Raw genomic sequence first — 25,246 nt, 5'->3', positions numbered from 1 at the left:
ACGACAGCGTAACGGCTGCCGCCCCGGCTGAACAGCGGCTGCCGCTGAAATCTCAATTCGGCCTGCGCGAACAAAGCGGGCAGCATTCTTGACGCCCGCTGAATCCAGCGGCTTCAGCGCACCGAGAAGCGCAGCACCGTCTCCTCGTGCAGCGTTTCACCCGGCTTTAATTCCGTGGTGGGGAACGCCGGATGATTCGGCGAATCGGGGAAGTGCTCGGCTTCGAGCGCGAACGCATCCGTTTGCCGGTACGCGTGCCCCGACGAACCGACCGCGCTGCCGTCGAGCGAATTGGCCGTGTAGAACTGCAGGCCCGGCTGCGTGGTGTCGACCGTCAGCACGCGGCCGCTGTGCGGGTCATGAACGCTGGCGGCAAACGCCGGCGTGCGCTCGCCGCCATGGTCGAGCACCCAGTTGTGGTCGTAGCCGCGTGCATACACCATCTGCTCGAAACTCGAACGCAGATGGCGGCCGATCGGCGTGGCGCGGCGCAGGTCGAGCGGCGTGCCCTCCACCGTGGCCAGCTCGCCGGTGGGAATCGAATTGCGGTCGGTGGGCGTGTAGCGCGACGCCGCGATGCGGATCTCCTGATCCTCCACGCTGCCGCTGCCCTCGCCGGCCAGATTGAAATACGTGTGATTGGTCAGGTTCACCACCGTGTGCTTGTCGGTGGTCGCCTCGTAGCGGATATGCAGCGCGTTGTCGTCGGTCAGCCGGTAGGTGACGTGCACGGTCAGCGTGCCGGGAAAGCCGTTTTCGCCGTCGGGGCTCACGTAGGTCAGCTCGGCGCCCGCGCCGTCCGGGCCCGCGCCGTTGCCGGGCAGCGGCTTCACGCTCCACACCTTCGAATCGAAACTGTCCGGGCCGCCGTGCAGCGTGTTCGGCGCGTTGTTGATCGGCAGCTTGTAGGTCTGGCCGTCGAGCTGGAACTGGCCGTTCGCGATGCGGTTGGCGTAGCGGCCGATCAGCGCGCCGAAATGGATGTTGCCGTTATAGGTCTCGTAATCCTTCAGCGACGCGAAGCCGAGCACGATGTTGGCGAACTTGCCGTGGCGGTCGGGCACGTCGATCGCGGTGATCACGCCGCCGTAGCTGATGAACCTGACCGTGGTGCCATGCGCGTTCTTCAGCGTGTATTGGCTGACGGCCTGACCGTCGCGCGTGGTGCCGTACGGCGCCTGGCTGAACGTGGCGGCCTGAGCGAGCGGCGCGACGGCGAGGCTGGCGGCGACCAACGCGCCGGCGGCGGCGGTTTTCAGGGCCTGGGGGCTGCACAGGCGGCGGCCCGAATGCGGGAAGGACGTGCTCATCGGATGGCGGCTCCTCTCGTGGCGGATGGTGGCAAACGCCGGTGGCGAATGCGGATGCAGCGTGCCGACGATTCTAGTCGTCCGAGGGTTGAAGCGCGTTTTACCGGGCGCCGCGCCGCCCGATGATCGGGACACCGATATTTCACGCCGCCCCGACACGTTGCCTGCGCGCATCCGGCGAAAATGCAGCAGACTGACGCTCGGGCCGCCAGCACGCATGGCGTGCAAGGCCGGCCCGCAGCGCAAATTCAATGCCCGCCATGCCGGACGGGCCAGCCCCCATCACGATTCCGAGGATGCCCATGCCACGCACGATTGCCGAACGACGCGCCGCCTTCCGCGAGTTGCACGCGAGCGGTTGTTTCCTGTTGCCGAACCCGTGGGATGCGGGCAGCGCGCGCTACCTCGCGGCGGCCGGCTTCCGGGCGCTCGCCACCACCAGTTCGGGCTTCGCGTGGTCGGCGGGCCGCGCCGACAACACCGTGTCGCGCGAGGCGGTGCTCGCGCATTTGCGCTCGCTGGTCGAGGCCACCGATCTGCCCGTCAACGCCGATTTCGAAAACGGTTTCGGCGCCACGCCCGAGGAAGTCGGGCAGAGCGTGGCGCTGGCCGTGGAAACCGGCGTGGCCGGCCTGTCGGTGGAGGATTCGACGGGCGACGCGCACGCGCCGCTGCTGCCGATCGAGGTGGCGGTGGCGCGCATCGCCGCCGCGCGGCGCGCGATCGACGAACGTGGCGGCGACACGCTGCTGGTGGGCCGCGCCGAGAATTTCGTCGCCGGAGTGCCCGATCTCGACGACGCCATCGCCCGGCTGCGCGCCTACGCGGAAGCCGGCGCGGATTGCCTCTATGCGCCCGGCATCCGCACACGCGGCCAGATCGAGGCCGTGGTGATGGCGGTCGCGCCGAAGCCGGTCAACCTGTTGATCGGTTCCGCTTCGGAATTCTCGCTGGCCGACGTGGCCGCGATGGGCGTGCGCCGCGTGAGCGTGGGCGGCGCACTGGCGCGCGCGGCCTGGGGCGGCTTCCTGGCAGCGGCGCAATCGCTGGCCGAAGGCCGCTTCGACGGCCTGCCCGACACGCCGCCCGGCAGCCTGATGAACGACCTGTTCGCGCGCGGCAACGGAAACTGAAACTGAAGCACCCCCGCGCTGCCGCGCCCGCTCAGGTGTCCATGATCGGCCGCAGCAGCGCCTGCCCTTCGTACAGATAGCGCAGGTAGCGCTCGCGAATCTCCGCGAGCGACAGCGGCGACACCTGCGTCGTGATCGTCAGGCTGGCGCGCATCTGGCCGTGGCGGTCGGTCAGCGGCACGCCGAGAATCCGCATCCCCACTTCGTATTCCTGATCGAGTTCGGCATAGCCCCGCTCGCGGATCTGCCCGACGATCGCCTGGATCTCGGCCACGCCGGTGCGCGTATAGGGCGTCAGCGCCTGCCGGTCGACGCGCGCCAGATACGCCTCCACCTCGGCGTCGGGCAGCGAGGCCAGCCACAGCCGCCCGCTGCCGGTGCAGTACATCGGCAGCCGCCAGCCCTGCCGCATCGACAGCGACGACACGTTCATCACGCGGCTGCGCACGATATGCACGACCTCGTCGCCGTCGCGCACCGCCACCGACACATGCTCGCGCGTCTCGGCCGCGACCTTCTCGACGATCGGCCGCATCATGCGCGGCAGCCGCGCCGATTCCACATAGGCCTGGCCGATCCGCAGGTTCTTCGCGGTCAGCCAGTAGTAGCGGCCGTCCGTTTCCGCATAGCCGTCGTGCACCAGCGTCAGCAGGAAGCGCCGCACGGCGCTGCTGGTCAGGCCGGAGCGCTGCGCGGCCTCGGGCACGGTCAGGCGGGGTGTCTGGTCGTTGAACAGCAGGATCAGCGCGAGGCCTTTCTGCAAGCCGGCGATCAGGTCGCGTTCGTGAATGACGGGCGTTTTCATCTGAGGATTCGGGAGAAACGAAGCGAACCGGAAACCGGCACGACGCTGCGATTATCGCAATCCCGATCCGCTTATCGCAATATTTTCGATTTTTCGGCGTTGTCGGGCCGGGCGAGGCGGTCGCACCATAGCGTCGTGTTCCTAACGAATTCCGGACGCCTCAATGATTCGCGGTACGACCGAACTGGTAGCCATCGTCGGCTCCCCCATCGCGCAGGTGAAATCGCCGCAGAACTTCAACGACTGGTTCGCGCGGCACGACAAGGACGTGTCGATGATCCCGATCGACCTCGACGGCGGCTCGATCGAGCCGTTCATCGGCGCGCTGCGCGCCTGGCGCAACCTGCGCGGCTGTGTGGTCACCGTGCCCTACAAGCAGCAGATCGCGCCGCGCCTCGATGCGTTGAGCCGCCGCGCCGAGGCGCTGGGCTGCGTCAACGTGATCCGCCGCGAGTGCGACGGCCGGCTGGTCGGCGACATCGTCGACGGCGACGGCTTCCTGAACGCGGCGCGCAGCCACGGCTTCGAGCCGACCGGCGCGAAGGCGCTGGTGCTGGGCGCGGGCGGCGTGGGCAGCGCGATCGGCTGGGCGCTGTGCGAGCACGGCGTGGCCTCGGTCACGGTGGTCGATCCCGACGCGGCGCGCGCGCAACGGCTGCGCGCGCTGCTCGCAAAACATCACCCGGGCAGCTTCATCGAGCCGCATTTCGATTCGCTCGCGCCGTTCGATCTGGTGGTCAACGCGTCGCCGGCCGGCATGGAAGGTTACGCGCCGCTGCCGCTGGCCGAAACGGTGCTGGCCACGCTGCGCCCCGGCGCGCTGGCGGCCGACGTGGTGACCTCGCCCGACATCACGCGCTTCCTGGAAATCGCGCGCGGCCTCGGCTGCCGAATCCAGACCGGCGCGGACATGGCGCTCGCGCAGTTCGGCAACCTGGGCGCCTTCATGAACGTCACGCCGCTGGAGGTCTGAGCGCGCACGCAAGCGCACGCCAGGCAGCCCGGCTGCCGCACCATCCGCGAGGATGGCATTCCAATATTATTCAGGAGACCCGATCGATGAACGACGGACACATCACACCTCAGGAGCGCGCGAAGCAGACCACGCGCGCCACGGCGAGCGGCTGGATCGGCTCGGCGCTCGAATACTACGATTTCTTCATCTACGCGCAAGCCGCGGCGATGGTCTTTCCGCAGTTGTTCTTCCCGCACGGCAACCCGAAGCTGGCGATCGTGGCGTCGCTGGCGACCTACGGCGTGGGCTACGTGGCGCGCCCGATCGGCGGCTTCCTGCTGGGCCGGCGCGGCGACACGCACGGCCGCAAGCACCTGCTGCTGCTCTGCATGTTCCTGATGGGCGCATCGACGTTCGCGGTGGGCCTGCTGCCGACCTACGGCCAGATCGGCATCGCCGCACCCGTCATGCTGGTGCTGCTGCGCCTCGTGCAGGGCTTCGCGGTGGCGGGTGAAATATCCGGCGCCAGCTCGATGATTCTCGAACAGGCGCCCGAAGGCCGGCGCGGCTATTACGCGAGCTTCGCGCTGCAAGGCACGCAGGCCGGGCAGATCTTCGCGGCGGCGATCTTCATGCCGCTTGCCTACTGGATGCCGAACGACACGTTCGTCGCCTGGGGCTGGCGCATTCCGTTCCTGCTCAGTGCGCTGGTGCTGGCGGCCGGCTTCGTGATCCGCCGCAAGGTGCAGGAATCGCCCGCATTCGTCGACGAGGACAACAACGGCGGCATCCCGGCCTCGCCGATCGCGGTGGCGTTCCGCGAAAGCTGGCGCGACATGATCCGCATCGCCGTGATGGCGACGGCCGCCGTGATCGCGATGGTGGCGACCATCTTCGGCGCGGCCTACGCGGTGCAGCCGTCGTACGGCATCGGCTTCCATCCGAACACCTATCTGGCGATCCCGCTGATCGGCAACATCGTGGCGGTGCTGGTGATCCCGTACGTGGGCAAGCTCTCGGACCGGATCGGCCGGCGCATCCCGGTGGTGGTCGGCTCGCTCGGCGCGGGGCTGCTGTCGTATGCGTACCTGTACGCGATCAGCGTCAAGAACGCGCCGCTGGCGATCGTCACCTCGGTGCTGATGTGGGGCGTGATCTACCAGGGCTTCAACGCGGTGTTCCCGAGCTTCATGCCGGAGCTGTTCCCGACCCGCACGCGCGTGTCGGCGATGTCGATCGGCCAGAACATCGGCATGGCGATCACGGCGCTGCTGCCGTCGCTGTTCGCGGCCATCGCGCCGCCGGGCACGCACGACATTCCGATGCTGATCGGCACCGCCACGCTGATCATCACCGCGCTGGCCGCGCTGTCGGCCTGGACGGCTCGCGAAACCTACCGCACGCCGCTCAATGAATTGGGCGGGCCGCGCAGCGGGGCGGCGGCACGTCGGCGCGCGAATGGTGGAGAGCGATCGGCCGGAGCGGCGGGGGCGCGGTCGAGTTGATGCGTGAAAGCGCGCCTCGCCCGGCGAGGCGCGACCATCCTCGCAACGCCTGCCAGGACGCCCCGCCACCCCGCTGCCGCCCCGCCATGCTCGTGTAGCATGGCGGCACCATGCAGCCGAACCTCGGACACCTCAGAACCTTCCTCGCCGTGATCGACACGGGCAGCCTCGCGGGCGCATCGCGGCAGTTGTTCCGCGTGCAGTCGGCGGTCACGCGCGCGATCGCGGAACTGGAAGGCAGCGTCGGCGCGCCGCTGTTCCAGCGCACGCCGGCCGGCGTGGTGCCGACGCCGCCGGCCGAGGCGATCCTGCCGCGCGTGCGCTCGGTGATGCGCGACCTGTCCGTCTGGAACCGCCGCAAGGCCGCCGAGCCGCTCGCCGGCGATCTCTATCGCGCCGTGCCGGCCGCCGCGCTCAACAACAAGCGCCTCGAAATCTTCTGCCGCCTGCTGCGCTCGCGGCACATGCCGACCGTCGCCAGCCAGATGGGCGTGAGCCAGCCGGCCGTCAGCGCCGCGATCTCGCTGCTGGAGGAATGCGCGCAGGACAAGCTGTTCCTGCGCACCGCGCGCGGCCTCACACCCACCGCGCGCGCCATCGCGCTCGGCCAGACCACCCGCCACGCGCTGAACGATCTCGCGCGGCTCGCCAGCGACATCGCCGCCGCGCACGGCACGCTGGCGGGCGAGGTGGTGGTGGGCGCGTTGCCGCTGTCGCGCGCCTCGCTGCTGCCCGAGGCGATCGCGCGGCTCGTCGCTCGCGCGCACGGCGTGCAGGTCAGCACCATCGAAAGCCCGTTCGACGATCTGTGCGCGGCGCTGCGCGCGGGCAGCCTCGATTTCATCGTCGGCGCGCTGCGCGAGGCGCGCTACTCCACCGATCTCGAAGTGCACGAACTGTTCGCGGAACCGCTCGCGATCATCGTCGGCGCGCATCATCCGCTGGCCGCGAAACGGCGCGTGTCGCTGGCCGCGCTGGCCGGTTATCAATGGATCCTGCCGCGCCGCGACACGCCCTCGCGCGCGCTGCTGGCCGCCGCGTTCGAGCTGGCCGGGCAGGCCGAGCCGACGCCGGCCGTGGAAACCGGCGATTCGATGATCGTGCGCGGGCTGCTGGCCCGCTCGACCATGCTGGCGGTGGTGTCGCAGGGGCAGATGGACGCCGATCTGAAGGATGGCGAAGTGAAGGCGCTGCCGATCGAACTGGCCGGCACGGTGCGGCCGATCGGCATCATCCGGCGCGCGGGCGTGCTGGCCTCGCCGCCGGCCGCCGCGCTGTTCGACACGATCCGCGACGTGGCGCGCGAGCAGCGCGGCGGGTTGAACGCCGCGAGCGATGCGACGCGCGACTGAGCGCGCGGGCGGGCAGGCTCTCGCTGCCCGCGCCGCCATGCTGTTCGAAACGATCCGCAATGTGACGCGCGAGCAGCGGTTGCGAGCGACGCACCGCGCGAATGAGCACGCGAGCGGGTAGGCTCTCGCCGCCCGCCGCCACGCTGTTCGAAACGATCCGCAATGTGGCGACCGGGCAACCCAGATCAGGCCGCGTCCATTCCGCAGGATTGCTTGATATCGGCCGCCGCCGGCGCAGCCAGGAACGCGAGCCACGCCGCCGCTTCATCGCGCCGCGCGCAACGCGCGCCGATCGCGCCGGTGAAGGTCGTCACGGCCTGCGCCGCGTCGGGCAGCGCGCCAACGATCGCGATGCCAGGCTGACCGAGCAACTCGCTGCGCTGCTGAAAACCCAGCTCAACCTCACCCGCCGCGACCAACGACGCGACCGGCACGCCGGGCCGCGCCCGCACCAGACGCGGCGCGAGCGCATCGGCCACGCCCCACCTCGCGAACAACGCTTCCAGATGCGTGCCGCTCGGCCCGGTCGAATACCCGATCGTGCGGGCCTGCATCACCGCCTCGCGCAGCGCCGCCTCGCAATCGATCGCCGGCAACGGCGCGCCGCTGCGCACGGCCACCGCGATGCCCGAGCGCGCGATCGCCACGCGGCTGCCGCCGTCCACCTGCCCGGCTTCGGCCAGCCGCGCCAGCGCGTCGCCGGCCAGCACCACCACGTCGAACGCCTCGCCTTCGCTCACGCGCCGCGCCGCCTCCACGCCGCCCACCGATTCGATCGCCACCTCGCGCCCCGTGTCGGCCGCATAGGCAGCGGCGAGCCGCGCCAGCAACTGGCGCGTCGCCATCGACGAAATCAGCGTCAGCGGCGTGGGCATGGCGCGCTCAATCGACATAGCGCAGGCCGGCCTTCGCCAGCGGCTCGCGCATGCTGTACATGTCAAGGCCGAGCACGCCCGAAGCCAGCTTCTCGCGCTTGGCGCCCTCGTTGGCCTCGCGCGCCAGCGCCTTGTCGAGCACCTCGGCGGCGATCGCCTTCGGCACGCACACCACGCCGTCGATGTCGGCCACCACCACGTCGCCCGGGCTCACATAAGCGCCCGCGCACACCACCGGCACGTTGACCGAGCCGAGCGTCGCCTTGATGGTGCCCTTCGACGAAATCGCCTTGCTCCACACCGGGAACTTCATCTCTTCCAGCGTGGCCACGTCGCGCACGCCGCCGTCGATCACCAGGCCCACGGCGCCCTGCGCCTGGAAGCTGGTGGCCAGCAAATCGCCGAAATAGCCATCCGTGCAGGCAGCCGTGACGGCCGCGATCACGATGTCGCCGGGCCGGATCTGCTCGGCCGCGACGTGCATCATCCAGTTGTCGCCCGGTTGCAGCAGCACGGTGACGGCCGTGCCGGCCGCGCGCGCATGCGGGTAAATCGGCCGCATATAGGGTTGCAGCAGGCCCACGCGCCCCATCGCCTCGTGGACGGTGGCCGAGCCGAGTTCGCCGAGCTTGCGCGCCACGTCCGCGTCCGCGCGCTCGACATTGCGATACACCACGCCGAGTTCGTACATGATCAAAGCCCCTTGTTCTTCAATGCCGTGTCGAGACGGGAATACACGCGCCGCGCGTTGCCCTCGTAGATGCTGAAACGCTCGCCTTCGCTGATGCTGGCCGCTTCGATATAGCGCTTGGTGTCGTCGTAGGCATGGCCGGTTTCCGGGTCGATGCCGCGCACCGCGCCGATCATCTCGCTGGCGAACAGGATGTTGGCGACCGGGATCACGTTGGTCAGCAGGTCGATGCCCGGCTGGTGATAGACGCAGGTATCGAAGAACACGTTGTTCAGCAGATGCTCGCCGAGCGGCGGCTTCTTCAGTTCCTGCGCCAGCCCGCGGAAGCGGCCCCAATGGTAGGGCGCCGCGCCGCCGCCGTGCGGAATCACGAACTTCAGCGTCGGGAAATCGCGGAACAGGTCCGAGGTCAGGCACTGCATGAACGCGGTGGTGTCGGCGTTCAGGTAGTGCGCGCCGGTGGTGTGAAAGCAGGCGTTGCAACTCGTGCTGACGTGGATCATCGCCGGGATGTCGTACTCGACCATCTTCTCGTAGATCGGATACCAGTAGCGGTCGGACAGCGGCGGGCTGGTCCAGTGGCCGCCCGACGGATCGGGGTTCAGGTTGATCGCCACGTTGCCGTATTGCTCGACGCACTTCACGAGTTCGGGGATGCAGGTGGCGATATCCACGCCCGGGCTTTGCGGCAGCATCGCGGCCGGCACGAAGTGCTCGGGGAACAGTTGGCTCACGCGGTAGCACAGCTCGTTGCAGATCGCGGCCCACGCGCTCGACACCGCGAAATCGCCGATGTGATGCGCCATGAAGCTGGCGCGCGGGCTGAAGATCGTCAGGTCGATGCCGCGCTCGCGCATCTTGGCAAGCTGGTTCGTTTCGATCGATTCGCGCAGCTCGTCGTCGCTGATCTGCAGTTCCGAGGCAGCCGGCATCGGCGTGCCGTCGTTGAACGCGGCGATCTGGCGGTTGCGCCAGGCTTCGAGCGCCTTCGGGGCCGTGGTGTAGTGGCCGTGAATATCGATGATCATGCGGATTCCTTAATCAATGGATTGCGGCGCCGCGCACCGTTGCGCGGCGAGCCGCTCAGTCTCGATTCGTTGTGTCGCCCGGCTTGGCTTGATCCCACGCCAGCGCGCCGGCGCTCTTGCCGGCCACCGAATACAGCGCGCCGGGCGCGTTGCGGGTGGCCTGGAACGCTTCGAGCGTTTCGCCGCGCATCGCCGCGTAGATATGCAGGTTCGAGATGCCCGTCACCGCGCCGAGCTTTTCGAGCAGGAAGAAGATCACGCCGTAATGCAGCAGGCCGCGCCAATCGCGGCGGCGGATCAGGTCGCGCTCGGTCTCGCTGAGGCCGGCCGCCTCAAAGCTGGCTTCGGCATCGGCCAGGAACGCCTCGCGATGCGCCGGCTCCACCATGCGGTGCAGGAACGCGTTGATGCCCCAGGCGCGCACCGCCGTCTCGGTCGAGAACGGGTAGGTGCCTTCGAGCTTCTCGATGCCGGCCAGCTCGGCCGCGATGCGCGCGCGCTGGCGCTCGGCCTGCGCGGCGTCGGGCGCGTCGTCTTCCGCGCCTTCGTAGATCGCCGTGGCGATGCCGGCCATCGATGGCAGGTAGTAGCTGCGGTGCTTGCAGCTCACGTTGGCGGGCAGCGCGCCGCGCATCGTCAGCCACATCACCACTTCCGCGCCTTCGTAGCCGCCGAGCGTCGCGAACTCGGCGATCGTCATGCCGGCCAGCCGCTCGGGATCGTGCTCGAACAGGTCGAGGAAGCGCGCGTCCCACGCCGTGTCGTTGAAGCCGGCGCGCTCGCCGTGCACCTGGTGCGACAGCCCGCCGGTGGCCACGATCGCCACGCGCAAATCCTCGGGATAGCTTTCGATCGCGCGGCGCAACGCCTGGCCGAGCTTGTAGAAGCGGCGCGCGCTCGGCATCGGCAGTTGCAGCACGCCCATCTGCAGCGGCACCAGCTTCACCGGCCAGGCCGGATCGTGCGGGCACAGCATCGACAGCGGCGAGAAGCAGCCGTGGTCGAGCGCCTTGTTCTGGAAGAACGACATGTCGAACTCGTCGGCCATCAGCGAGCGGCCGACGTGCGCGGCGAACGCCGGGTGCCCGTCGATCGGCGGCAGGTCGCGCGCGCCGCCGCCCTCGTCGGCCACCGTCCATTGCGGGCCGACGCCCAGCGAGAACGCCGAGTAATGATCGAAGAAGAACGACGTGACGTGATCGTTGTAGATCATCAGCAGCACGTCGGGGCGCTTCTGTTCGAGCCAGTCGGCCAGCGGTGCGAAGTTCTTGAAGATCGGCGCCCAGACGGGATCGTCGCGCTTGTTCTTGTCGAACGCGAAACCGATCGTCGGCGTGTGGGAGGCGGCGATGCCGCCAATGATTCGGGCCATGCGCGGCTCCAGTGGTGAGGCGCGTGGGCGGAAAACGGCCGCCGCGGCGCGGATAGGCGTATCAAAGCGGATGGCGGCCCGGGCGTCAATCCGCCCCGGCACGCATCAATCGTCTATTTCGAATGGATCTGATGCAGCAAAGCCTTGTCGGCATTGAGCCTTTTGGTTCGATACGGGAAACCGTCAATAACTTTTTTCGAACCCGTCCCCGGCAAAATGCACGGCGCGAGCGGGCCCGCTCGGCTGCCCTGCGACGGCATCGGGCCGTTTCCGCTAGAGTGGAAGCCTGCGGCCGCGCTCCCACGCGGCCGCATTGCATTGCGATTTCCTCAAGGAGCCCCCCATGACCGCCACCCAGCCCTATACGCCCGATGCCCCCACCCGCGCCGCCGTCGACGCGCTGGCCGGCGCCACCGTGATCGAGTTCGGCACGAACTGGTGCGGGATCTGCGCCGGCGCGCAGCCGGCGATCCGCGAGGCGTTCGCCGCGCACGCCGAGGTGCGCCACCTGAAGATCGAGGACGGCCCCGGCCGCCCGCTCGGCCGCTCGTTCGGCATCAAGCTGTGGCCGACGCTGGTGTTCCTGCGCGATGGCGTGGAAGTGGCGCGCGTGGTGCGCCCCACCGCCGCCGCGCAGATCGAGGCGAACGGGTTCGCCGCGCTCGGCTGAACGCAACGGAGGCCATCACGATGAAACAGGCGGTCCAGCATATCGGCGTGGCCACGCGCGGGCGCGGCCTGATCGATTTCACGCGGCAGGTGCGCGCGTTCGTCGAGCAGCAATCGATCCGCACCGGCCTGCTGACGGTGTTCTGCCGCCACACGTCGGCTTCGCTGCTGATCCAGGAGAACGCCGACGCATCGGTGCAGCGCGATATCGAACGCTACTTCGAGGAAATCGCGCCCGAGGACCCGGCGCGCTACGAACACGACACCGAAGGCCCCGACGACATGCCCGCGCACCTGCGCACGGTGCTCACGCAGGTGCAGTTGTCGATCCCGGTCGAGCAGGGGCGCATGGTGCTGGGCACCTGGCAGGGCATCTACCTGTTCGAGCACCGGCGCATCGCGCATCAGCGCGATATCGTCGTGCATCTGATCGGGGAATGACCGGCTGAACGCGCCGGTTCCTCACCGGGGCCTCAACGCCGCGCCTTGCCGCCGCCGCGCCGCGTTTCGGCGCGTTCGGGCCGGTAGCCCTCGCGCAGCGCCTCCACCACCAGTTCCACCGCGCGCGACGACTTGCGGCGGCTCGGGTAATACACATGGTGGCCGACGAAGGTCGGATACCAATCCTCCAGCACCCAGGCCAGCCGCCCGGCCTGCACCAGCGGCTCGGCCAGATCGTGCGGCACGTAGGCCAACCCGAAGCCGGCCAGCGCCGCGTCGAGCATCTGGTAGACGTTGTTGAACGTCAGTTGCCCGGCCACCCGCACCTGCAACGCGCGCCGCCCCTTGACCAGTTCCCACGCCAGCAGCGAATCGCGCGTCGGCAGCCGCAGGTTGATGCAGTTGTGCTGCGTCAGATCCTGCGGCGTGGCCGGCGCGGGGCACGACGCCAGGTAGCCCGGCGCGCCGACGATCGACATCGTCATGTCCGGCGCGATGCGCTGCGCGATCATGTCCTTCTCGACCTGATCGCCGAGCCGCACGCCGATGTCGTAGCGGTCCGCCACGATATCGGTCAGCCCGTAGTCGTTCACCAGCTCGATCTCCAGCTCCGGATACAGCCGCAGCAAGGGCTGCACGCGCGGCCAGACATAGGCGTTGGCGGCGTAATCCGTGGTGGTGATGCGCACCATGCCGCCGGGGCGGTCGGTCATCGCGCGCAACGCCTCCAGCTCCACGCCGATTTCCTGCAGATGCGGCCCGACCACCGCCAGCAGCCGCTCGCCGGCCGCCGTGAGCGACACGCTGCGCGTGGTGCGCGCCAGCAGCGGCATGCCCATGCGCGTCTCCAGCAGGCGTACGGTGCGGCTCAGCGCCGATTGCGACACGCCGAGCTGCGCCGCCGCGCGCGTGAAGTTGCGCTCGCGCGCCACCGCCATGAACGCCAGCAGGTCGTCGAGGTTCTCTTTCAATTGATGCTCCCACGCATAGGATCATGCCGATTTTGCCATCTAGTCGCATGATCGCGGGCTCGGTACATTGGCCGGCATCCCATGACTCGCAAGGAAGCCCCATGAAACTGATGCGCGCCGGTTCGCAGCCCTCGATGCGCGGCCCCGACGACTGGTTCACCGGCACCGTCCGGATCGACCCGCTCAACGTCGCGCCGCCGCCCTCGCGCGTCTCGTGCGCCAGCGTCACGTTCGAGCCGGGCGCGCGCACCGCCTGGCACACGCACCCGCTCGGCCAGACGCTGCTGGTGACCGCCGGCTGCGGCTGGACCCAATGCGAAGGCGAGCCGCGCGTGGAGATTCGCGCCGGCGACGTGATCTGGTGCCCGCCCGGCCACAAGCACTGGCACGGCGCGACCGCCACCACCGCCATGACGCACGTGGCGATCCAGGAAGCGCTCGACGGCCGCAACGTCGACTGGCTCGACCAGGTCAGCGATGCGCAGTATCTCGGCGAGTGAACGCCGCCCGCCCCGGCTGGCCGCGCGCTTTGCCGCGCATCTTGCGGCGGCCGGCACGGCGCTGGCACTGAGCGCCTGCGCCACCCCGAACAGGATTCACGCCATGCACGACACCCTCACGGCCGCCGACCTCGGCGCGGCCTCCCCCGCCCTCGCGCACTACACGGCCACCGTCCTCGACAACGTGTGGCAACGCCCGGGCCTTGCGCCGCGCGATCGCGGCATCGTCACCGTCGCCGTGCTGATCGCGCGCAACCAGGCCGCCGAGTTGCGCGGCCAGGCGCCGCTCGCGCTCGATCGCGGCGTGACGCCGGCCGAGCTGTCCGAGATCGTCGCGCATCTGGCGTTCTACGCCGGCTGGGGCAACGCCACGGCCGCGGCCGGCGCACTGGCCGACACGTTCCGCGAACGCGGCATCGACGCGGCCCAACTGTCGCCCGTCGATACGCCGCCGCTGCCGCTCGACGAGGCGGCCGAACGCCAGCGCGCGCACACCGTCGGCGAAAATTTCGGCACGACCGCACCAGGCGTGGTGCAGGCCACCACCGACGTGCTGTTCAACGACCTCTGGCTGCGCCCCGGCCTCGCGCCGCGCGACCGCAGCCTCGTGACGGTCGCCGCGCTGGTGGCCAACGGCCAGGTCGCGCAGATCCCGTATCACCTGAACCGCGCGATGGACAACGGCCTGACCCGCGACGAAGCCGCCGAGATGCTGACGCAACTGGCGTTCTACGCGGGCTGGCCGAACGTGTTTTCGGCGATGCCGGTGTTCAAGGAGGTGTTTGCAAAGCGGGCCGATTAATGCCGGGCGGGTTTTATTACCGATTTCTTTAATCGAATGCCGATAATCGGTAATTTAACCCGCATTCGATTTTCATCGTTGAATCGCTCGATATCGTTCGAAATCGTTTTCAACTCGCCTGTTCGATTCGACAGGTTATCTCGCGCTCGCCGCCATTCAAAACGCCATTTGACGCGCTTCAAATGGCGTTTTGACATTAATTGAATCGACAGTCATCGTCAGGCCTTCGTAATCCCGCTAAAATGCCGCTTTGCCATTCGGAGCGCTACCTCCGAACGTGTGCGGGAAGCTCGCGCCCGCCACCGATAAAACGATGGGAAATGCATGGACATGACCGATTTGGCTCAGGCCATTCGTGGCGGCCTGATTCAACAGGGGCGTCTGCTGAAGACGGATATTCCCTGCCTGCCCGATAACACCCTGATTCCGCGCCGGGCTGTCACGCACGCCGAATTGGGCCGCGATTTCAGCATGACGCTCGACATGGTGTCCGCCGCGCCCGATGTCGAACTGAAATCGCTGATTGCGCAGCCAATCACGCTGTGGATTCAGCAGGCGGACATGTCGTACCGGCCCGTCAATGGCTTTATCCATACCGCGCGCCGGCTCGGTTCGGACGGCAGCCTGTCGGGCTATCAACTGACGATGGCCTCGTGGATGCATTTCCTGCGCTTTCGCAGCGACATGCGCTATTGGCAGGATCAAGGCACCGACGCCATCCTCGCCGCCGTGTTCGACGCGCATCCGCAGGCGCAGGGCCGCTATCGGTTCGCGCTGTCGAAGCCGCTGCCGAGCCGCTCGTATTGCCGCCAGAGCGAGAGCGACTGGCAGTTCGTGCACCGCCTGATGGAGCAGGAAGGCCTGTTCGGCTTCTGGCGGCACGATGCGGGCGGCGCGTCGCACACGCTCGTGATCACCGACGACATCCATTCGCTCGACGCGCTTTCCCCGGCAGCCGTCACGTTCGCGCGCATCGCCACCGGCAGCGAAGCCGACGCGTTCACGCAATGGGCCGGCTCGCGCACGCTGCAAAGCAGCGCGCATACCACGCGCACGTTCGACTACAAATCGCCGGCCGCCACCGCCAACCCCAAGGGCACCACGCTGCCGACGCGCGACAACCAGGGCAGCCTGCCGCAGCAAACCGAAGTCTACGAATACACCGGGGCCTACACGTTCGCCGCGCAGGATCGCGGCGAGGCGCTGTCGAACATCCGGCTGGAGGAATGGGAATCGCGCGCCAAGCGGTTCACGGGCGCGGGCGGCGTGCGCGGCATCGATGCCGGCCGGCGCTTTACGCTGACCGGCCATCCCGAGCACGATCGCGACGCCGATTCGCAACGCGAATTCGCCGCGATCCGCGTGCAGGGGTTCATCGAGAACAACCTGCCGCTGTCCGACCACGACGCGAATTTTCCGCACAGCCTGCAGCCGCAACTGGCGCAGGCGCGCGCCGACAGCGGCGACGGCGGGTTCGCCGTGACGCACGACGATGGCTCGACCGGCTTCTATCGCGTGGAAGTCGAGGCGCAGCGCACCGCCGTGCCGTACCGCAGCCCGTTCGCGCACGCCAAGCCCGAGATGCGGCTCGAAACCGCCATCGTCGTCGGGCCGCAGGGCGAGGAGGTGTACACCGATGCGCTGAACCGCATCAAGATCCGCTTCGTGTGGGATCGCCTCAACGACGGCGACGAGCGCGCCTCGTGCTGGGTGCGCGTCGCGCAATCGGACACCGGCGGCGGCTATGGCGGCGTGCATATGCCGCGCGTCGGCGAGGAAGTGCTGATCGGCTATCTCGGCGGCGATTGCGACCGGCCGATCTGCCTGCATCGCGTGTACAACGGCGCGGTCAAGCCGCAATGGCACAGCAACGGCATTCTGTCCGGCCACCGCTCGAAGGAATACGCCGGCAGCGGCTACAACGAGATGGTGCTCGACGACGCCACCGGCCAGAACCGCATGCGTCTCGCCAGCAGCAGCGCCAATTCGCTGCTGCATCTTGGCTACCTGATCGACCAGAACGGCAACACGCGCGGCGGCTATCTCGGCAGCGGCTTCGATCTGCGCACCGACGATTACGGCGCCGTGCGCGCCGCGCAGGGGTTGTATCTCACCACCCATCCGAAGGCCGCCAACAGCCAGCCGCTCGACGTGCGCGAGTCGCAGCAGCAGCTCGTCAATGCCGAGAGCCTGATCGAATCGCTGTCGCAGGTCAGCGAGACGCACCAGGCCGAGACGCTCGCCGAGGGCCACGACGCCATGAAGGCGTTCACCGACGCGACGCAAAACAGCGTGGCCGGCTCCGCTTCTGGCTCTGGTTCCGGCGGCAACACCGCGGGCGGCGGCACCGGCAGCGCGAACGCGTTCAAGGAGCCGGTGATGCTGCTCGGCAGCCCGGCCGGCATCGCGCTGTCGAGCCAGCAATCGGTGCATCTGGCCGGCACCGAGCAGATCAACCTCGTCAGCGGCCAGAGCACGGTGCTGGCCGTCGGCAAATCGCTCGTGGCCAGCGTGCGCAAGACCCTCAGCCTGTTCGTGCAGAACGCCGGCATCAAGCTGTTCGCCGGCAAGGGCAAGGTCGAGGTGCAGGCGCATTCCGACAATATCGAGCTGACCGCGCAGAAAACGCTGAAGCTGGTGAGCGCCACCGCCACCATCGACGTGGCCGCCAAGCAGGACGTGCTGCTGACATCCGGCGGCGCCTATATCCGCATCAGCGGCGGCAACATCGAGATCCACGCACCCGGCACCATCGACGTGAAGGGCGCGCAGCACACGTTCGCCGGGCCGGCCAGCATGCCGTATCCGCTGCCGGCGCTGCCGGGCGGCACGTGCAAGGAGTGCTTGCTGAATGCGCACAGCGGACGTGAATCGATGGTCGAGGCGGATTGATGAGCGAGCAGAACGAAACCGGGGCAGTGGTGCAGGAGGACGGCGTTGAGGTTGCGGACGCAACCGATGCGGCCGAGGTGATGGATGTCGTTGAGGAATCGCCCGCGCGGCTCGACGATTGGCCCGCGTTCCTGGAAAGCCTGCATGACGGGTTTGCCGAGCGCTCCGCGCAGGGCCTGCCCTTGCAGTTGTATGCGTTCGTCGATTCGCGCGGTTGTCCGGGCCTGGATGCGCGGCTCGCGGCCGCGCACGGCGTGCGTCATGCCTCGCTGTGGCGCGAGACGAATCTCGACGCGTATCCCGACATTGCCCCGCATTTGATCGCCTTCGACCGGCAGGCGCTGGCCACCGGCAGCGAGCAGCATCGTCTGCTTCACGAGCTGTGGACACGCCTGGTCGATCTGCACGCCGTGACGTGGGCGTGGTCGCCGCTGCCGTTCGACCGGCTCGACGCGCATTGCCGGCAGTATGTCGTCTACACACTGCCGGGCGGGCGACGGTTCTTCCTGTTCTTCTTCGACAACCATGTGCTGGCGCGGCTGCGGCAGGTGTGGTCCGATGCGCAGGCGCAGCGGTTTCTCGCGCCGTTCGTCGCGTTGCGGTATCGCGATCGATGGCGCAAGGAAGTGGTGTGGCGCAACGAGGCGGCGGTTGGCGCTGATGGCGGCGTGATCGGCAGCGACAGCCTCGTTGATCTGGTCGATATGCAGCATGCGAGATTGATCGCGCTCGGGTATCCCGACAAGCTGGCGCTGCAGTTTCGCGAAACGATGGCGATGTCGGTCGATCATCTGTCGGATGTCGAGTTGTACGAAGCGATTGTGTTGTTGATCGAACGGGCTGCAGGTTATGGGATCGAGGACGCCTCGCAGGTGCTGTCGTATGTGACGATCGGTGTGCATGTTTCGCCAAGGTTTGACGAGCATCCCGATGTGCAGGCGTGCCTCGCGGCGGTCAAGCGTGGGGAGATGGATGTCGATGCGGCGCTGGCGGGGATTGGCGACGCGCAGTGGGATGCGATTCGGGATGCGATGGAGTTGAAGCGGTTGGGTGGTGCGGGTTGAGGGCGGGGGCGGTGGTGGGCCGGGTTGTGGCGGCTGGGGTGATGATCGTGGCGCTGGGGGCTTGCGGGAAGTCGGAGCCGACGTACAGCGCGATCTCCCTGATGAACATGAACTACACGCCGTACAACATGGACGGCTTCACGGTCACCGATGCTTACGGCAACAAAGCCAGTGGTGGCGGCGGCGATCCTCCCGGCTGGGGCGGTGGCATGACGTGTTGCTACAAGCTGAAAGGCACCGAATTTATTGTGAAGTGGAATTACTACGACGCCGACCAGTGGCATAAGGGCGACAAGCGAACGTTCCATGCGGAAACCAAGGTGTCGATGCCGGCAACGCCACTCCCAGACCCTGTCGGCGCGAGACTTCTGGAAGTGCACTTCTATCCCGACCAGCACGTCGAGCTTCAGTTTCCCGGAGGATATCTCGACAGGCCTCGTGTACCAATGATCGAGGTGGTCCAATGGATGCAAAGATATCAATCGCTACTGGACAAGCGCTATGACGAACGCGAGGATCAGCAGATGCGCCGCATCACGCGGGTCGTGGCGGCTGCGTGGCTGAAGTATCGCCTGGCGGATTCCGACGATTTGAAGCAATACGTGTATTTCAGTCTGCTCGTCAACAACCGGTTCGACGCGCAAGCGGATGTGCAACGGATGCTGCAGGCGAGCAAGGGCACGCCTGGGGCGTTCGCGAAGGCGATTCGGTCGCTGGCGCCGAACGTGATGGCCGAGTTGAAGCACGACAAGTTCGTGCCTGTTGCGGTACCGGAGATTGCCGATGGCTTGCTGCCTCAGCCACGCACCGAAACCGTCAGCGGCAGCACGCCGGAGCGCGCTCGAATCAAGTCGAGCGCCATCGGACAGAACATCTATCGGAAGGACGATTCAAATGCGTGATGTAAGGAAAATATTGAACTGGTCGGCCCGAGCATTTGTCGCTGGCGCGATGATGATCTCGTTGTCCGCTTGCGGGAAATCGGAGCCGACTTATAGCGGCATTTCGGTCATGGGCCAGAACTACCTGCCCTATAACATGATCCGCTTCACGGTGACGGATGCCTATGGCAACAAGGCGACGGGCGGCGGCGATGATCCGCCGGGTGGCGGTGGTGGGGGCGTCACATGTTGCTATTCGTTGAAGGGCACTGAATTTACGGTGACGTGGCAATACTACGATGTCGATCAGTGGCACACCGGCGACAAGAAACGCTTCTCCGCCGAAGCCAATGCATCATTGCCGCCCACAAAATCACCAGACCACATCGGAGAAAGACTGTTGGAGGTGCATTTCTTTCCGGATCATCACGTCGAGCTTCAGTTTCCCGGTGGGTTGAATGACGCTTCCCGTCTGCCGATGGTCGATGTCATGAGATGGATGAGGCAATACGAGGCCCAGGTCAATAAGCGAAACGGCGAAGATGAATATCAGCAATTCCGTCATGTGGCGCGTGCGGTCGCGGCAGCGTGGCTCAAATATCGGCTGACGGATCAGAAAGATCTGGAGCAGTACGCCTACTTCAATCTGCTCGTCAACGATCGATTCGATACGCAGTCAGATGTGCAGAAAATTCTGCAATCGAACAAGGACAAGCCCGGTGCATTTGCCAAGGCCATTCAAACATTGCCGCCCAAGGTCAAATCGCAATTGTCCAGCGGAAAATTCACGCCTGTAGCTGTCCCCTCCATTCCGGACGGCTTGCTTCCGCCTCCTCTCTCGCAGGAGAAATAGCATGGGTGGTCAATCCAAACTCGATCCAGACGACGCAACGCCGGTTTCCGTCTTGCTGCAAGTTTCAAAGCAGAATGCCGCCAGCTATCCTGCGGCCACATGCTTGCCCTGCGGAGCCGTGATCCGCATGGGATTTTTCTTCGATGCATTCGGCAGAAACCGCGATATCGACGACCCCGAAAGTTCGCAATACTCCAACATTTGTCGATTGTGGGAAGCCCATCGCAAAAACAACGAAGCGCTACGTCCTGCCAATCAATTCTGGTATGCCTTCTACTACTCGGGCCTCGGCACGCCGCTCAATGAGGACTCCGACGCCAGCGCCATCAAGAATGCGACCGCCGCGGCAACCAAGATGGCCACCGCCAAGGTAGTCAGCACTGTCAAATCCACTGCCGAATCGGTGGGCAAGTCCTTTTTCCGCGTCAAGGATCCGCTCGAAAAAGCCGATGTGAAATCCCGTGCCGAAAAGGCGCTCAAGGAATCCGCCAAGGAATTCTCGTTCCGCCCGCTCGAAAAGGCGTTCGAGGATATCAAGAAGGAGATCAAGGGAATTCCAGCGGACGCCCGACGCATCACCAACGTGCTGACTTCATCCTCTGAACGCCTGCTCCAGCGCTCGAAAGCAGCCGGCAGCCTCGTGCTGAAAGGGGCCAAGGACGATACGATCGGCGCCCTCAAGAAGAATCCGCTCAAGGCGCTCGGCACCGTCGCGCGCAGCCTGTTCGCGGGCATCATCATGGAGAACGTGCCGATCGTCCGCGACAACGCCTTCATGGCGATGTACTTCGGCACCGGCATCGATACCCGCCTGCTCGCCGCGATGGACCAGTTCAAGGCGGCCTACAACGCCGTGCGGGCACAAATGCCCCATGTCGGCGTGATCGAAGTGTCGGTGTTCGGCGCCGATCGAGGCTGTGTGCTCGCACGCACCTTCGTCAATGCGCTGGCAACACAATACAAGCAGACCGACGACCTCGATCTGGCCATCGACGGCGTCAAGATCAAGATCAAATTCCTTGGCCTGCTCGACGCGGTGTCGTCCGTCATGTCGGAAGAAGCGAGCCAGGTGGTCGGGCTGGTGCCGTTCATCAACGTGATCAAGACGGACTACAAGGATCGCGCGCTGGACGTGCCCCCCAGCGTGGAGCGCTGCGTGCACTTCGCGGCGGCGCACGAAAAGCGCTGCTACCAACGCCTCGACAGCCTCGAAAAGACGCGCGGCGAACAGTTCCTCTATCCGGGCACCAGTTGCGATGTGGTCGGCGGCGCGGTCAAGGGATCGCTCGGCTTCAACGCCGAATTGATGCGCATCCCGCTGCGCGACATGCTGCTGGAAGCCATGAAAGCCGGCACGGCGATCAGTTCGATGGAGGAAATGGCGGCCGGCAAAGCGTTGACGTTCGACAAGTTCTCCATCGCCACGCCCATCACCTGCGAAGGCAAGCAATACCGCATCCGCCACCTGGTCGACGCCTACCAGGCGCTCGTCCCACGCAAGGCCGGGCTCAATATCCTCGATCACGAAAAGATCTTTCTGCGCTGGATCGCCGTGCGCTATCAGGACCCGGAGTTCCGCAAGACGATTTCGGACCCGGTGGAAAAATGGCGCAGCGATTACGCGGCGGCCGATTATCAGCGCAAGCTCACCAAGAGCAAACTCGACGCCGAAATGCAACGTCAGGGCGTCATCATGAGCATGATCTCGACGCGCCCGCCGGAGGATCAGGCCACCTTGCTCAAACTGAAGGCCGAGCGCGACGCCGCTGAAACGCATTTCGAGAATCTCGTCGGCACCGCGCCGCGCGATTTCACCAGCGTCTGGACGCGCTTGCAGAACGACGCCGACCGACTCGTGGCGAAGGCCGGCAAGCAGGATCAGCGCAAGAAAACGGCTGAATCACTCCGTAGCGCCCCTCCCGACCCCTACGGCTTGGGGGGCGCGCAAATCGCGGCGTCCGTGCTCGAATATGGCTTGTTGTCCGATGACGAGATGGCGCTCGTCGACGCCTGGAAGGAAGGAATCGGCGGCAAGCACCCCCTCCCCCCGACGTCATGGCGATGTTCGACATGCTCGTCCACGACACCTTGCTGACCAGTTGGCAGGATCACGTTCTGGCCGACACGCTCTACTTCCGCACCCGCGACACCGACACCTTCGGTTCAACCGACAAAAAAGCCGAAGACGAGCAACGCAAGAAAGACGACCAGAAAGCCGCCGACACCGCCAGGCTCGCCAAGCAAAAGCAGGACTGGGCGAAAACCATGCAGGGCATGCCGCCGATGCTCCCCTGACCGCCAGCGGCCGGCCGCGGCGCTCGCCGCGGCCGGCCCCCGAATTGAACAAATTTGACGTTCTCCGGGTTGTCCGACGTTAGGCGTAAAATGCCGCCTCGCCCCAGCGAAGCACCGCCCCGGGCCTACACGTCAGTCATGCACGTCGACCTTCTTACCCTATATTTCCTCGCGATCGGAACGTTATTCGCCAGTGCCGGCCTGACGTTCTGGGAACACGCGTCACACCCCAAGCGCAGCAAGGCATTGCGGATCCTGGCTGCGGGGTACGCGACGCTCGGCGCGGGATGTGTGATCGTGCTCGCGCGCACCGCGCTGCCGGGCGTGCTGGGGGCGGCCATCAGCAATCTCATCCTGCTCGGCGGCTATCTGCTGATCCTGGGCGGGGTGGCGGCCCTGAGCGGGCGGAAGGTGCTGCGGCTCTCGGTCGGCCTGCTGCTGCTCGACGCGCTGGCCTGGCTGATCGTCGGCGCGCACTGGCCGCAGGCGATGTGGTTCTACATCAGCGCCGGCCCGATCGCCCTGGCCAGCGCGCTGACCGCGCGCGAACTGCTGCGCAGCGCCAGCCTGAAGGCATTCCAGACGCGCCGCATCGCGATCGTGGTCACGAGCCTGCACGCGCTGCTGTACGCGGCCCGCATGCTCCTGCTGCCGATGCTGGCCGAACGCTACGGCTCGCCGCTGGTGCTGCTGGCCAGCCAGATCACGATGTACGAAGGCGTGCTCTATTCGGTGATCCTGCCGATGACGCTGCTGCGGCTGGTGCGCGAGGAAACCCACAGCCGCCTGCTGCGCGAGGCCCAAACCGATTACCTGACCCGCCTCGGCAACCGCCGCTGGTTCTTCGAGGAAGGCGCGCTGGCGATCCGCAAGGCGAAGGGCAAGCAGCCGTTCGCCGTGCTGGCGCTCGATCTCGACCAATTCAAGAGCATCAACGACCGCTTCGGCCACAAGGCCGGCGACGACGTCCTGAAGTCGTTCGCCGCGGTCGCCCGCGCGGTGCTCGGGCCGGACACGATCCTGGCGCGGATCGGCGGCGAGGAGTTCGCGGTGCTGTTGTCGGGCTACGATGCCCAACGCGCCCACGATCTCGGCGATTTCATCGCGCAACGCTTCGCCGCCGAGATCACCGTCAATCGCGACGGCACGCCGATCCAGGCGACGGTCAGCGTGGGCCTGGCGCGCTACGAACACGACGTGCCGCCGCTCGTCGACATGCTGGCCGCCGCCGACGCGGCGCTCTACACGGCCAAGTCGCTCGGCGGCAACCGGCTGGTGCGCGCGGCCTGACGGCTGACGGCGGCTGACGGCGCACCGCCGCGTGCGTCGCTCGATATGTGATCGGATCGAACATCGCGCGGCGCGCGGGCGAACCCCCACCGGGTCGAACCGCTCGCGCGCAGGCGCGGCGAACCAGCGACAAACGGCATTCACCGTTGCCCGCCCGGCTCCCGCCGCCACCCACCCCCGACTTTCCCCTTCCCCCGCCATTCCCACGCGTCGAAACTCCGCGCACGCACCGAGATGATATAACGTATCATTTCGATCACCCGGCGCCGGATCGTCGCGTGACCGGCAACCCGGCCCGCCGCATCGCGCCTTTCCCCGAGATACCACGATGAGTCAAGACACCCTCACGTCCACCCCGCCCGCCCGGCTGCCGGTCACGGTCCTGTCCGGCTTTCTGGGCGCGGGCAAGACCACGCTGCTGAACCACATCCTCAACAACCGCGAAGGCCGGCGCGTCGCGGTGATCGTCAACGACATGTCGGAGGTCAACATCGACGCGGCGCTGGTGCGCGAAGGCGGCGCCGAGCTGTCGCGCACCGACGAGAAACTGGTCGAGATGAGCAACGGCTGCATCTGCTGCACGCTGCGCGAGGATTTGCTGCAAGAGGTGGACCGTCTCGCGCAGGAAGGCCGCTTCGACCAGATCGTGATCGAATCGACGGGCATCTCCGAGCCGCTGCCGGTGGCCGAAACGTTCACGTTCGAGGGCGAGGACGGCCGCTGTCTCAACGAAAGCGCCCAGCTCGACACAATGGTGACGGTGGTGGACGGCTACAACTTCCTGCGCGACTACAGCTCGCGCGATAGCCTGCAATCGCGCGGCGAATCGCTCGGCGAGGAAGACCGCCGCACGGTGGTCGACCTGCTGATCGAGCAGATCGAGTTCTGCGACGTGATCGTGCTGAACAAGATCGACCTGCTCGACAGCGGCGAGCGCGAACGGCTGACGGCGATCCTGCGCGGCCTCAACCCGCGCGCGCGCATCGAGGCGGCCGAGTTCGGCAAGGTGCCGCTCGACCGCGTGCTCGGCACCGGGCTGTTCGATTTCGACGAGGCGTCGAAGGCGCCCGGCTGGCTGCAGGAAATGCGCGGCATGCACCGCCCCGAAACCGACGAATACGGCATCGGCAGCTTCGTCTACCGCGCGCGCCGCCCGTTCCATCCGCAACGCTTCCACGTGCTGGTCGAAAGCGAATGGCCCGGCGTGGTGCGCTCGAAGGGCTTCTTCTGGCTGGCCAGCCATCCGACGCTGGCCGGCAACTGGTCGCAGGCCGGCGCGGTGGCGCGTCATGGCCCCGCCGGCTACTGGTGGGCCGCCGTGCCCGACGAACGCTGGCCGGACGACCCCGAAGCCGTCGCGCTGATCCGCGCGAAATGGGACGACCGCGTGGGCGACGCACGCCAGGAAATCGTGCTGATCGGCATGGAGATGGACGAGGCCGCGCTGCGCGCCCGCTTCGACGCCTGCCTGCTGACCGACGCGGAAATGGCGCAAGGCCCGCAAGCCTGGGCCGCCTGGCCCAGCCCGTTTTCAGATTGGCCCTGACTTGAACGCGCGCCCC

At 66.9% G+C, this 25,246-nt stretch carries 23 protein-coding genes; 16 read left to right on the top strand and 7 right to left on the bottom strand.

Annotated features, from left to right (window positions below; genetic code table 11):
• Positions 1–113 precede the first annotated feature (113 nt).
• Positions 114–1,310: an aldose epimerase family protein gene (locus AB4850_RS01100; protein WP_414440786.1), complete on the bottom strand. Its 1,197-nt coding sequence runs from the start codon at positions 1,308–1,310 to the stop codon at positions 114–116.
• A gap of 302 nt (positions 1,311–1,612) precedes the next feature.
• Here AB4850_RS01100 and AB4850_RS01095 point away from each other — a divergent pair, with 302 nt between their 5' ends.
• Complete coding sequence (locus AB4850_RS01095) at positions 1,613–2,443, top strand: isocitrate lyase/PEP mutase family protein (protein ID WP_414440785.1); 831 nt, start codon at positions 1,613–1,615, stop codon at positions 2,441–2,443.
• A 31-nt stretch (positions 2,444–2,474) separates the two neighbouring features.
• On the opposite strand, the gene AB4850_RS01090 is transcribed toward AB4850_RS01095, so the two are convergent.
• Positions 2,475–3,248 carry an IclR family transcriptional regulator C-terminal domain-containing protein gene (locus AB4850_RS01090; protein WP_414440784.1) on the bottom strand — a complete coding sequence of 258 codons (774 nt, stop codon included), beginning with the start codon at positions 3,246–3,248 and terminating at the stop codon, positions 2,475–2,477.
• A 163-nt stretch (positions 3,249–3,411) separates the two neighbouring features.
• Between AB4850_RS01090 and AB4850_RS01085 the strand changes: the two genes are divergently transcribed.
• The 3 genes from AB4850_RS01085 (at position 3,412) to AB4850_RS01075 (ending at position 7,060) form a co-directional block, all read left to right on the top strand.
• A complete protein-coding gene (locus AB4850_RS01085; protein WP_414440783.1) occupies positions 3,412–4,221 on the top strand; it encodes a shikimate dehydrogenase family protein in 810 nt (269 codons plus the stop codon).
• Positions 4,222–4,307: 86 nt separating this feature from the next.
• Positions 4,308–5,708 carry an MFS transporter gene (locus AB4850_RS01080; RefSeq protein ID WP_414440782.1) on the top strand — a complete coding sequence of 467 codons (1,401 nt, stop codon included), beginning with the start codon at positions 4,308–4,310 and terminating at the stop codon, positions 5,706–5,708.
• Between the two features lie 110 nt (positions 5,709–5,818).
• The gene (locus AB4850_RS01075) at positions 5,819–7,060 is read left to right on the top strand and encodes a LysR family transcriptional regulator (protein ID WP_414440781.1); all 1,242 of its coding nucleotides are present in this window, start codon (positions 5,819–5,821) and stop codon (positions 7,058–7,060) included.
• 185 nt (positions 7,061–7,245) lie between these two features.
• On the opposite strand, the gene AB4850_RS01070 is transcribed toward AB4850_RS01075, so the two are convergent.
• Genes AB4850_RS01070 through AB4850_RS01055 form a run of 4 tightly spaced genes read right to left on the bottom strand, consistent with a single transcriptional unit; the run spans position 7,246 to position 11,026 of the window.
• A complete protein-coding gene (locus AB4850_RS01070; protein ID WP_414440780.1) occupies positions 7,246–7,935 on the bottom strand; it encodes a substrate-binding domain-containing protein in 690 nt (229 codons plus the stop codon).
• 7 nt (positions 7,936–7,942) lie between these two features.
• The gene (gene ligK / locus AB4850_RS01065) at positions 7,943–8,626 is read right to left on the bottom strand and encodes a 4-carboxy-4-hydroxy-2-oxoadipate aldolase/oxaloacetate decarboxylase (RefSeq protein ID WP_414440779.1); all 684 of its coding nucleotides are present in this window, start codon (positions 8,624–8,626) and stop codon (positions 7,943–7,945) included.
• A 2-nt stretch (positions 8,627–8,628) separates the two neighbouring features.
• Positions 8,629–9,654, bottom strand: coding sequence for an amidohydrolase family protein (locus AB4850_RS01060; RefSeq protein ID WP_414440778.1), 1,026 nt, complete (start codon positions 9,652–9,654; stop codon positions 8,629–8,631).
• Between the two features lie 55 nt (positions 9,655–9,709).
• A complete protein-coding gene (locus AB4850_RS01055) occupies positions 9,710–11,026 on the bottom strand; it encodes a gallate dioxygenase (RefSeq protein WP_414440777.1) in 1,317 nt (438 codons plus the stop codon).
• A gap of 343 nt (positions 11,027–11,369) precedes the next feature.
• On the opposite strand from AB4850_RS01055, the gene AB4850_RS01050 reads away from it, so the two are divergent.
• Positions 11,370–11,696, top strand: coding sequence for a thioredoxin family protein (locus tag AB4850_RS01050; protein WP_414440776.1), 327 nt, complete (start codon positions 11,370–11,372; stop codon positions 11,694–11,696).
• Between the two features lie 20 nt (positions 11,697–11,716).
• The gene (locus tag AB4850_RS01045; RefSeq protein ID WP_414440775.1) at positions 11,717–12,136 is read left to right on the top strand and encodes a secondary thiamine-phosphate synthase enzyme YjbQ; all 420 of its coding nucleotides are present in this window, start codon (positions 11,717–11,719) and stop codon (positions 12,134–12,136) included.
• Between the two features lie 32 nt (positions 12,137–12,168).
• Here AB4850_RS01045 and AB4850_RS01040 read toward each other — a convergent pair whose 3' ends face one another.
• Positions 12,169–13,107, bottom strand: coding sequence for a LysR family transcriptional regulator (locus tag AB4850_RS01040; protein WP_414440774.1), 939 nt, complete (start codon positions 13,105–13,107; stop codon positions 12,169–12,171).
• Between the two features lie 101 nt (positions 13,108–13,208).
• On the opposite strand from AB4850_RS01040, the gene AB4850_RS01035 reads away from it, so the two are divergent.
• The 10 genes from AB4850_RS01035 to zigA all read left to right on the top strand — a co-directional run bounded on the left by AB4850_RS01035 (position 13,209) and on the right by zigA (position 25,230).
• Positions 13,209–13,607, top strand: a complete 399-nt coding sequence (locus tag AB4850_RS01035) for a cupin domain-containing protein (protein WP_414440773.1) — start codon at positions 13,209–13,211, stop codon at positions 13,605–13,607.
• 103 nt (positions 13,608–13,710) lie between these two features.
• On the top strand, positions 13,711–14,409 hold the full coding sequence (locus AB4850_RS01030) for a carboxymuconolactone decarboxylase family protein (RefSeq protein WP_414440772.1): 699 nt from the start codon (positions 13,711–13,713) through the stop codon (positions 14,407–14,409).
• Between the two features lie 324 nt (positions 14,410–14,733).
• Positions 14,734–17,301, top strand: coding sequence for a type VI secretion system Vgr family protein (locus AB4850_RS01025; RefSeq protein WP_414440771.1), 2,568 nt, complete (start codon positions 14,734–14,736; stop codon positions 17,299–17,301).
• Positions 17,301–18,365: a DUF4123 domain-containing protein gene (locus AB4850_RS01020; RefSeq protein WP_414440770.1), complete on the top strand. Its 1,065-nt coding sequence runs from the start codon at positions 17,301–17,303 to the stop codon at positions 18,363–18,365. The genes AB4850_RS01025 and AB4850_RS01020 overlap by 1 nt, the downstream gene beginning before the upstream one ends.
• A gap of 41 nt (positions 18,366–18,406) precedes the next feature.
• Positions 18,407–19,267 (top strand): DUF3304 domain-containing protein, encoded by an 861-nt coding sequence (locus AB4850_RS01015; RefSeq protein ID WP_414440769.1) that lies wholly within the window; start codon positions 18,407–18,409, stop codon positions 19,265–19,267.
• Positions 19,260–20,099 (top strand): hypothetical protein, encoded by an 840-nt coding sequence (locus AB4850_RS01010; RefSeq protein ID WP_414440768.1) that lies wholly within the window; start codon positions 19,260–19,262, stop codon positions 20,097–20,099. Before AB4850_RS01015 ends, AB4850_RS01010 begins: the two co-directional genes overlap by 8 nt.
• A gap of 1 nt (position 20,100) precedes the next feature.
• Entirely contained in the window at positions 20,101–22,194 is a 2,094-nt protein-coding gene (locus tag AB4850_RS01005; RefSeq protein ID WP_414440767.1) for a hypothetical protein, read from the top strand.
• The gene (locus AB4850_RS01000; protein WP_414440766.1) at positions 22,161–22,394 is read left to right on the top strand and encodes a hypothetical protein; all 234 of its coding nucleotides are present in this window, start codon (positions 22,161–22,163) and stop codon (positions 22,392–22,394) included. Before AB4850_RS01005 ends, AB4850_RS01000 begins: the two co-directional genes overlap by 34 nt.
• Positions 22,395–22,532: 138 nt before the next feature.
• Positions 22,533–23,684, top strand: coding sequence for a diguanylate cyclase domain-containing protein (locus AB4850_RS00995; RefSeq protein ID WP_414440765.1), 1,152 nt, complete (start codon positions 22,533–22,535; stop codon positions 23,682–23,684).
• A 328-nt stretch (positions 23,685–24,012) separates the two neighbouring features.
• Positions 24,013–25,230: a zinc metallochaperone GTPase ZigA gene (gene zigA, locus AB4850_RS00990; protein WP_414440764.1), complete on the top strand. Its 1,218-nt coding sequence runs from the start codon at positions 24,013–24,015 to the stop codon at positions 25,228–25,230.
• The last annotated feature ends 16 nt before the right edge of the window (positions 25,231–25,246 follow it).

The sequence above is a fragment of the Burkholderia sp. 22PA0106 genome (assembly GCF_047497155.1).
Classification (GTDB): domain Bacteria; phylum Pseudomonadota; class Gammaproteobacteria; order Burkholderiales; family Burkholderiaceae; genus Burkholderia.
This window is presented reverse-complemented; position numbering and strand designations above follow the sequence as displayed.

Coding starts and splice junctions, on each gene's coding strand:
- AB4850_RS01100 (WP_414440786.1), bottom strand. CDS start 1,310: ATGAGCACGTCCTTCCCGCATTCGGGCCGCCGCCTGTGCAGCCCCCAG.
- AB4850_RS01095 (WP_414440785.1), top strand. CDS start 1,613: ATGCCACGCACGATTGCCGAACGACGCGCCGCCTTCCGCGAGTTGCAC.
- AB4850_RS01090 (WP_414440784.1), bottom strand. CDS start 3,248: ATGAAAACGCCCGTCATTCACGAACGCGACCTGATCGCCGGCTTGCAG.
- AB4850_RS01085 (WP_414440783.1), top strand. CDS start 3,412: ATGATTCGCGGTACGACCGAACTGGTAGCCATCGTCGGCTCCCCCATC.
- AB4850_RS01080 (WP_414440782.1), top strand. CDS start 4,308: ATGAACGACGGACACATCACACCTCAGGAGCGCGCGAAGCAGACCACG.
- AB4850_RS01075 (WP_414440781.1), top strand. CDS start 5,819: ATGCAGCCGAACCTCGGACACCTCAGAACCTTCCTCGCCGTGATCGAC.
- AB4850_RS01070 (WP_414440780.1), bottom strand. CDS start 7,935: ATGCCCACGCCGCTGACGCTGATTTCGTCGATGGCGACGCGCCAGTTG.
- ligK (WP_414440779.1), bottom strand. CDS start 8,626: ATGTACGAACTCGGCGTGGTGTATCGCAATGTCGAGCGCGCGGACGCG.
- AB4850_RS01060 (WP_414440778.1), bottom strand. CDS start 9,654: ATGATCATCGATATTCACGGCCACTACACCACGGCCCCGAAGGCGCTC.
- AB4850_RS01055 (WP_414440777.1), bottom strand. CDS start 11,026: ATGGCCCGAATCATTGGCGGCATCGCCGCCTCCCACACGCCGACGATC.
- AB4850_RS01050 (WP_414440776.1), top strand. CDS start 11,370: ATGACCGCCACCCAGCCCTATACGCCCGATGCCCCCACCCGCGCCGCC.
- AB4850_RS01045 (WP_414440775.1), top strand. CDS start 11,717: ATGAAACAGGCGGTCCAGCATATCGGCGTGGCCACGCGCGGGCGCGGC.
- AB4850_RS01035 (WP_414440773.1), top strand. CDS start 13,209: ATGAAACTGATGCGCGCCGGTTCGCAGCCCTCGATGCGCGGCCCCGAC.
- AB4850_RS01030 (WP_414440772.1), top strand. CDS start 13,711: ATGCACGACACCCTCACGGCCGCCGACCTCGGCGCGGCCTCCCCCGCC.
- AB4850_RS01025 (WP_414440771.1), top strand. CDS start 14,734: ATGGACATGACCGATTTGGCTCAGGCCATTCGTGGCGGCCTGATTCAA.
- AB4850_RS01020 (WP_414440770.1), top strand. CDS start 17,301: ATGAGCGAGCAGAACGAAACCGGGGCAGTGGTGCAGGAGGACGGCGTT.
- AB4850_RS01015 (WP_414440769.1), top strand. CDS start 18,407: ATGATCGTGGCGCTGGGGGCTTGCGGGAAGTCGGAGCCGACGTACAGC.
- AB4850_RS01010 (WP_414440768.1), top strand. CDS start 19,260: ATGCGTGATGTAAGGAAAATATTGAACTGGTCGGCCCGAGCATTTGTC.
- AB4850_RS01005 (WP_414440767.1), top strand. CDS start 20,101: ATGGGTGGTCAATCCAAACTCGATCCAGACGACGCAACGCCGGTTTCC.
- AB4850_RS01000 (WP_414440766.1), top strand. CDS start 22,161: ATGTTCGACATGCTCGTCCACGACACCTTGCTGACCAGTTGGCAGGAT.
- AB4850_RS00995 (WP_414440765.1), top strand. CDS start 22,533: ATGCACGTCGACCTTCTTACCCTATATTTCCTCGCGATCGGAACGTTA.
- zigA (WP_414440764.1), top strand. CDS start 24,013: ATGAGTCAAGACACCCTCACGTCCACCCCGCCCGCCCGGCTGCCGGTC.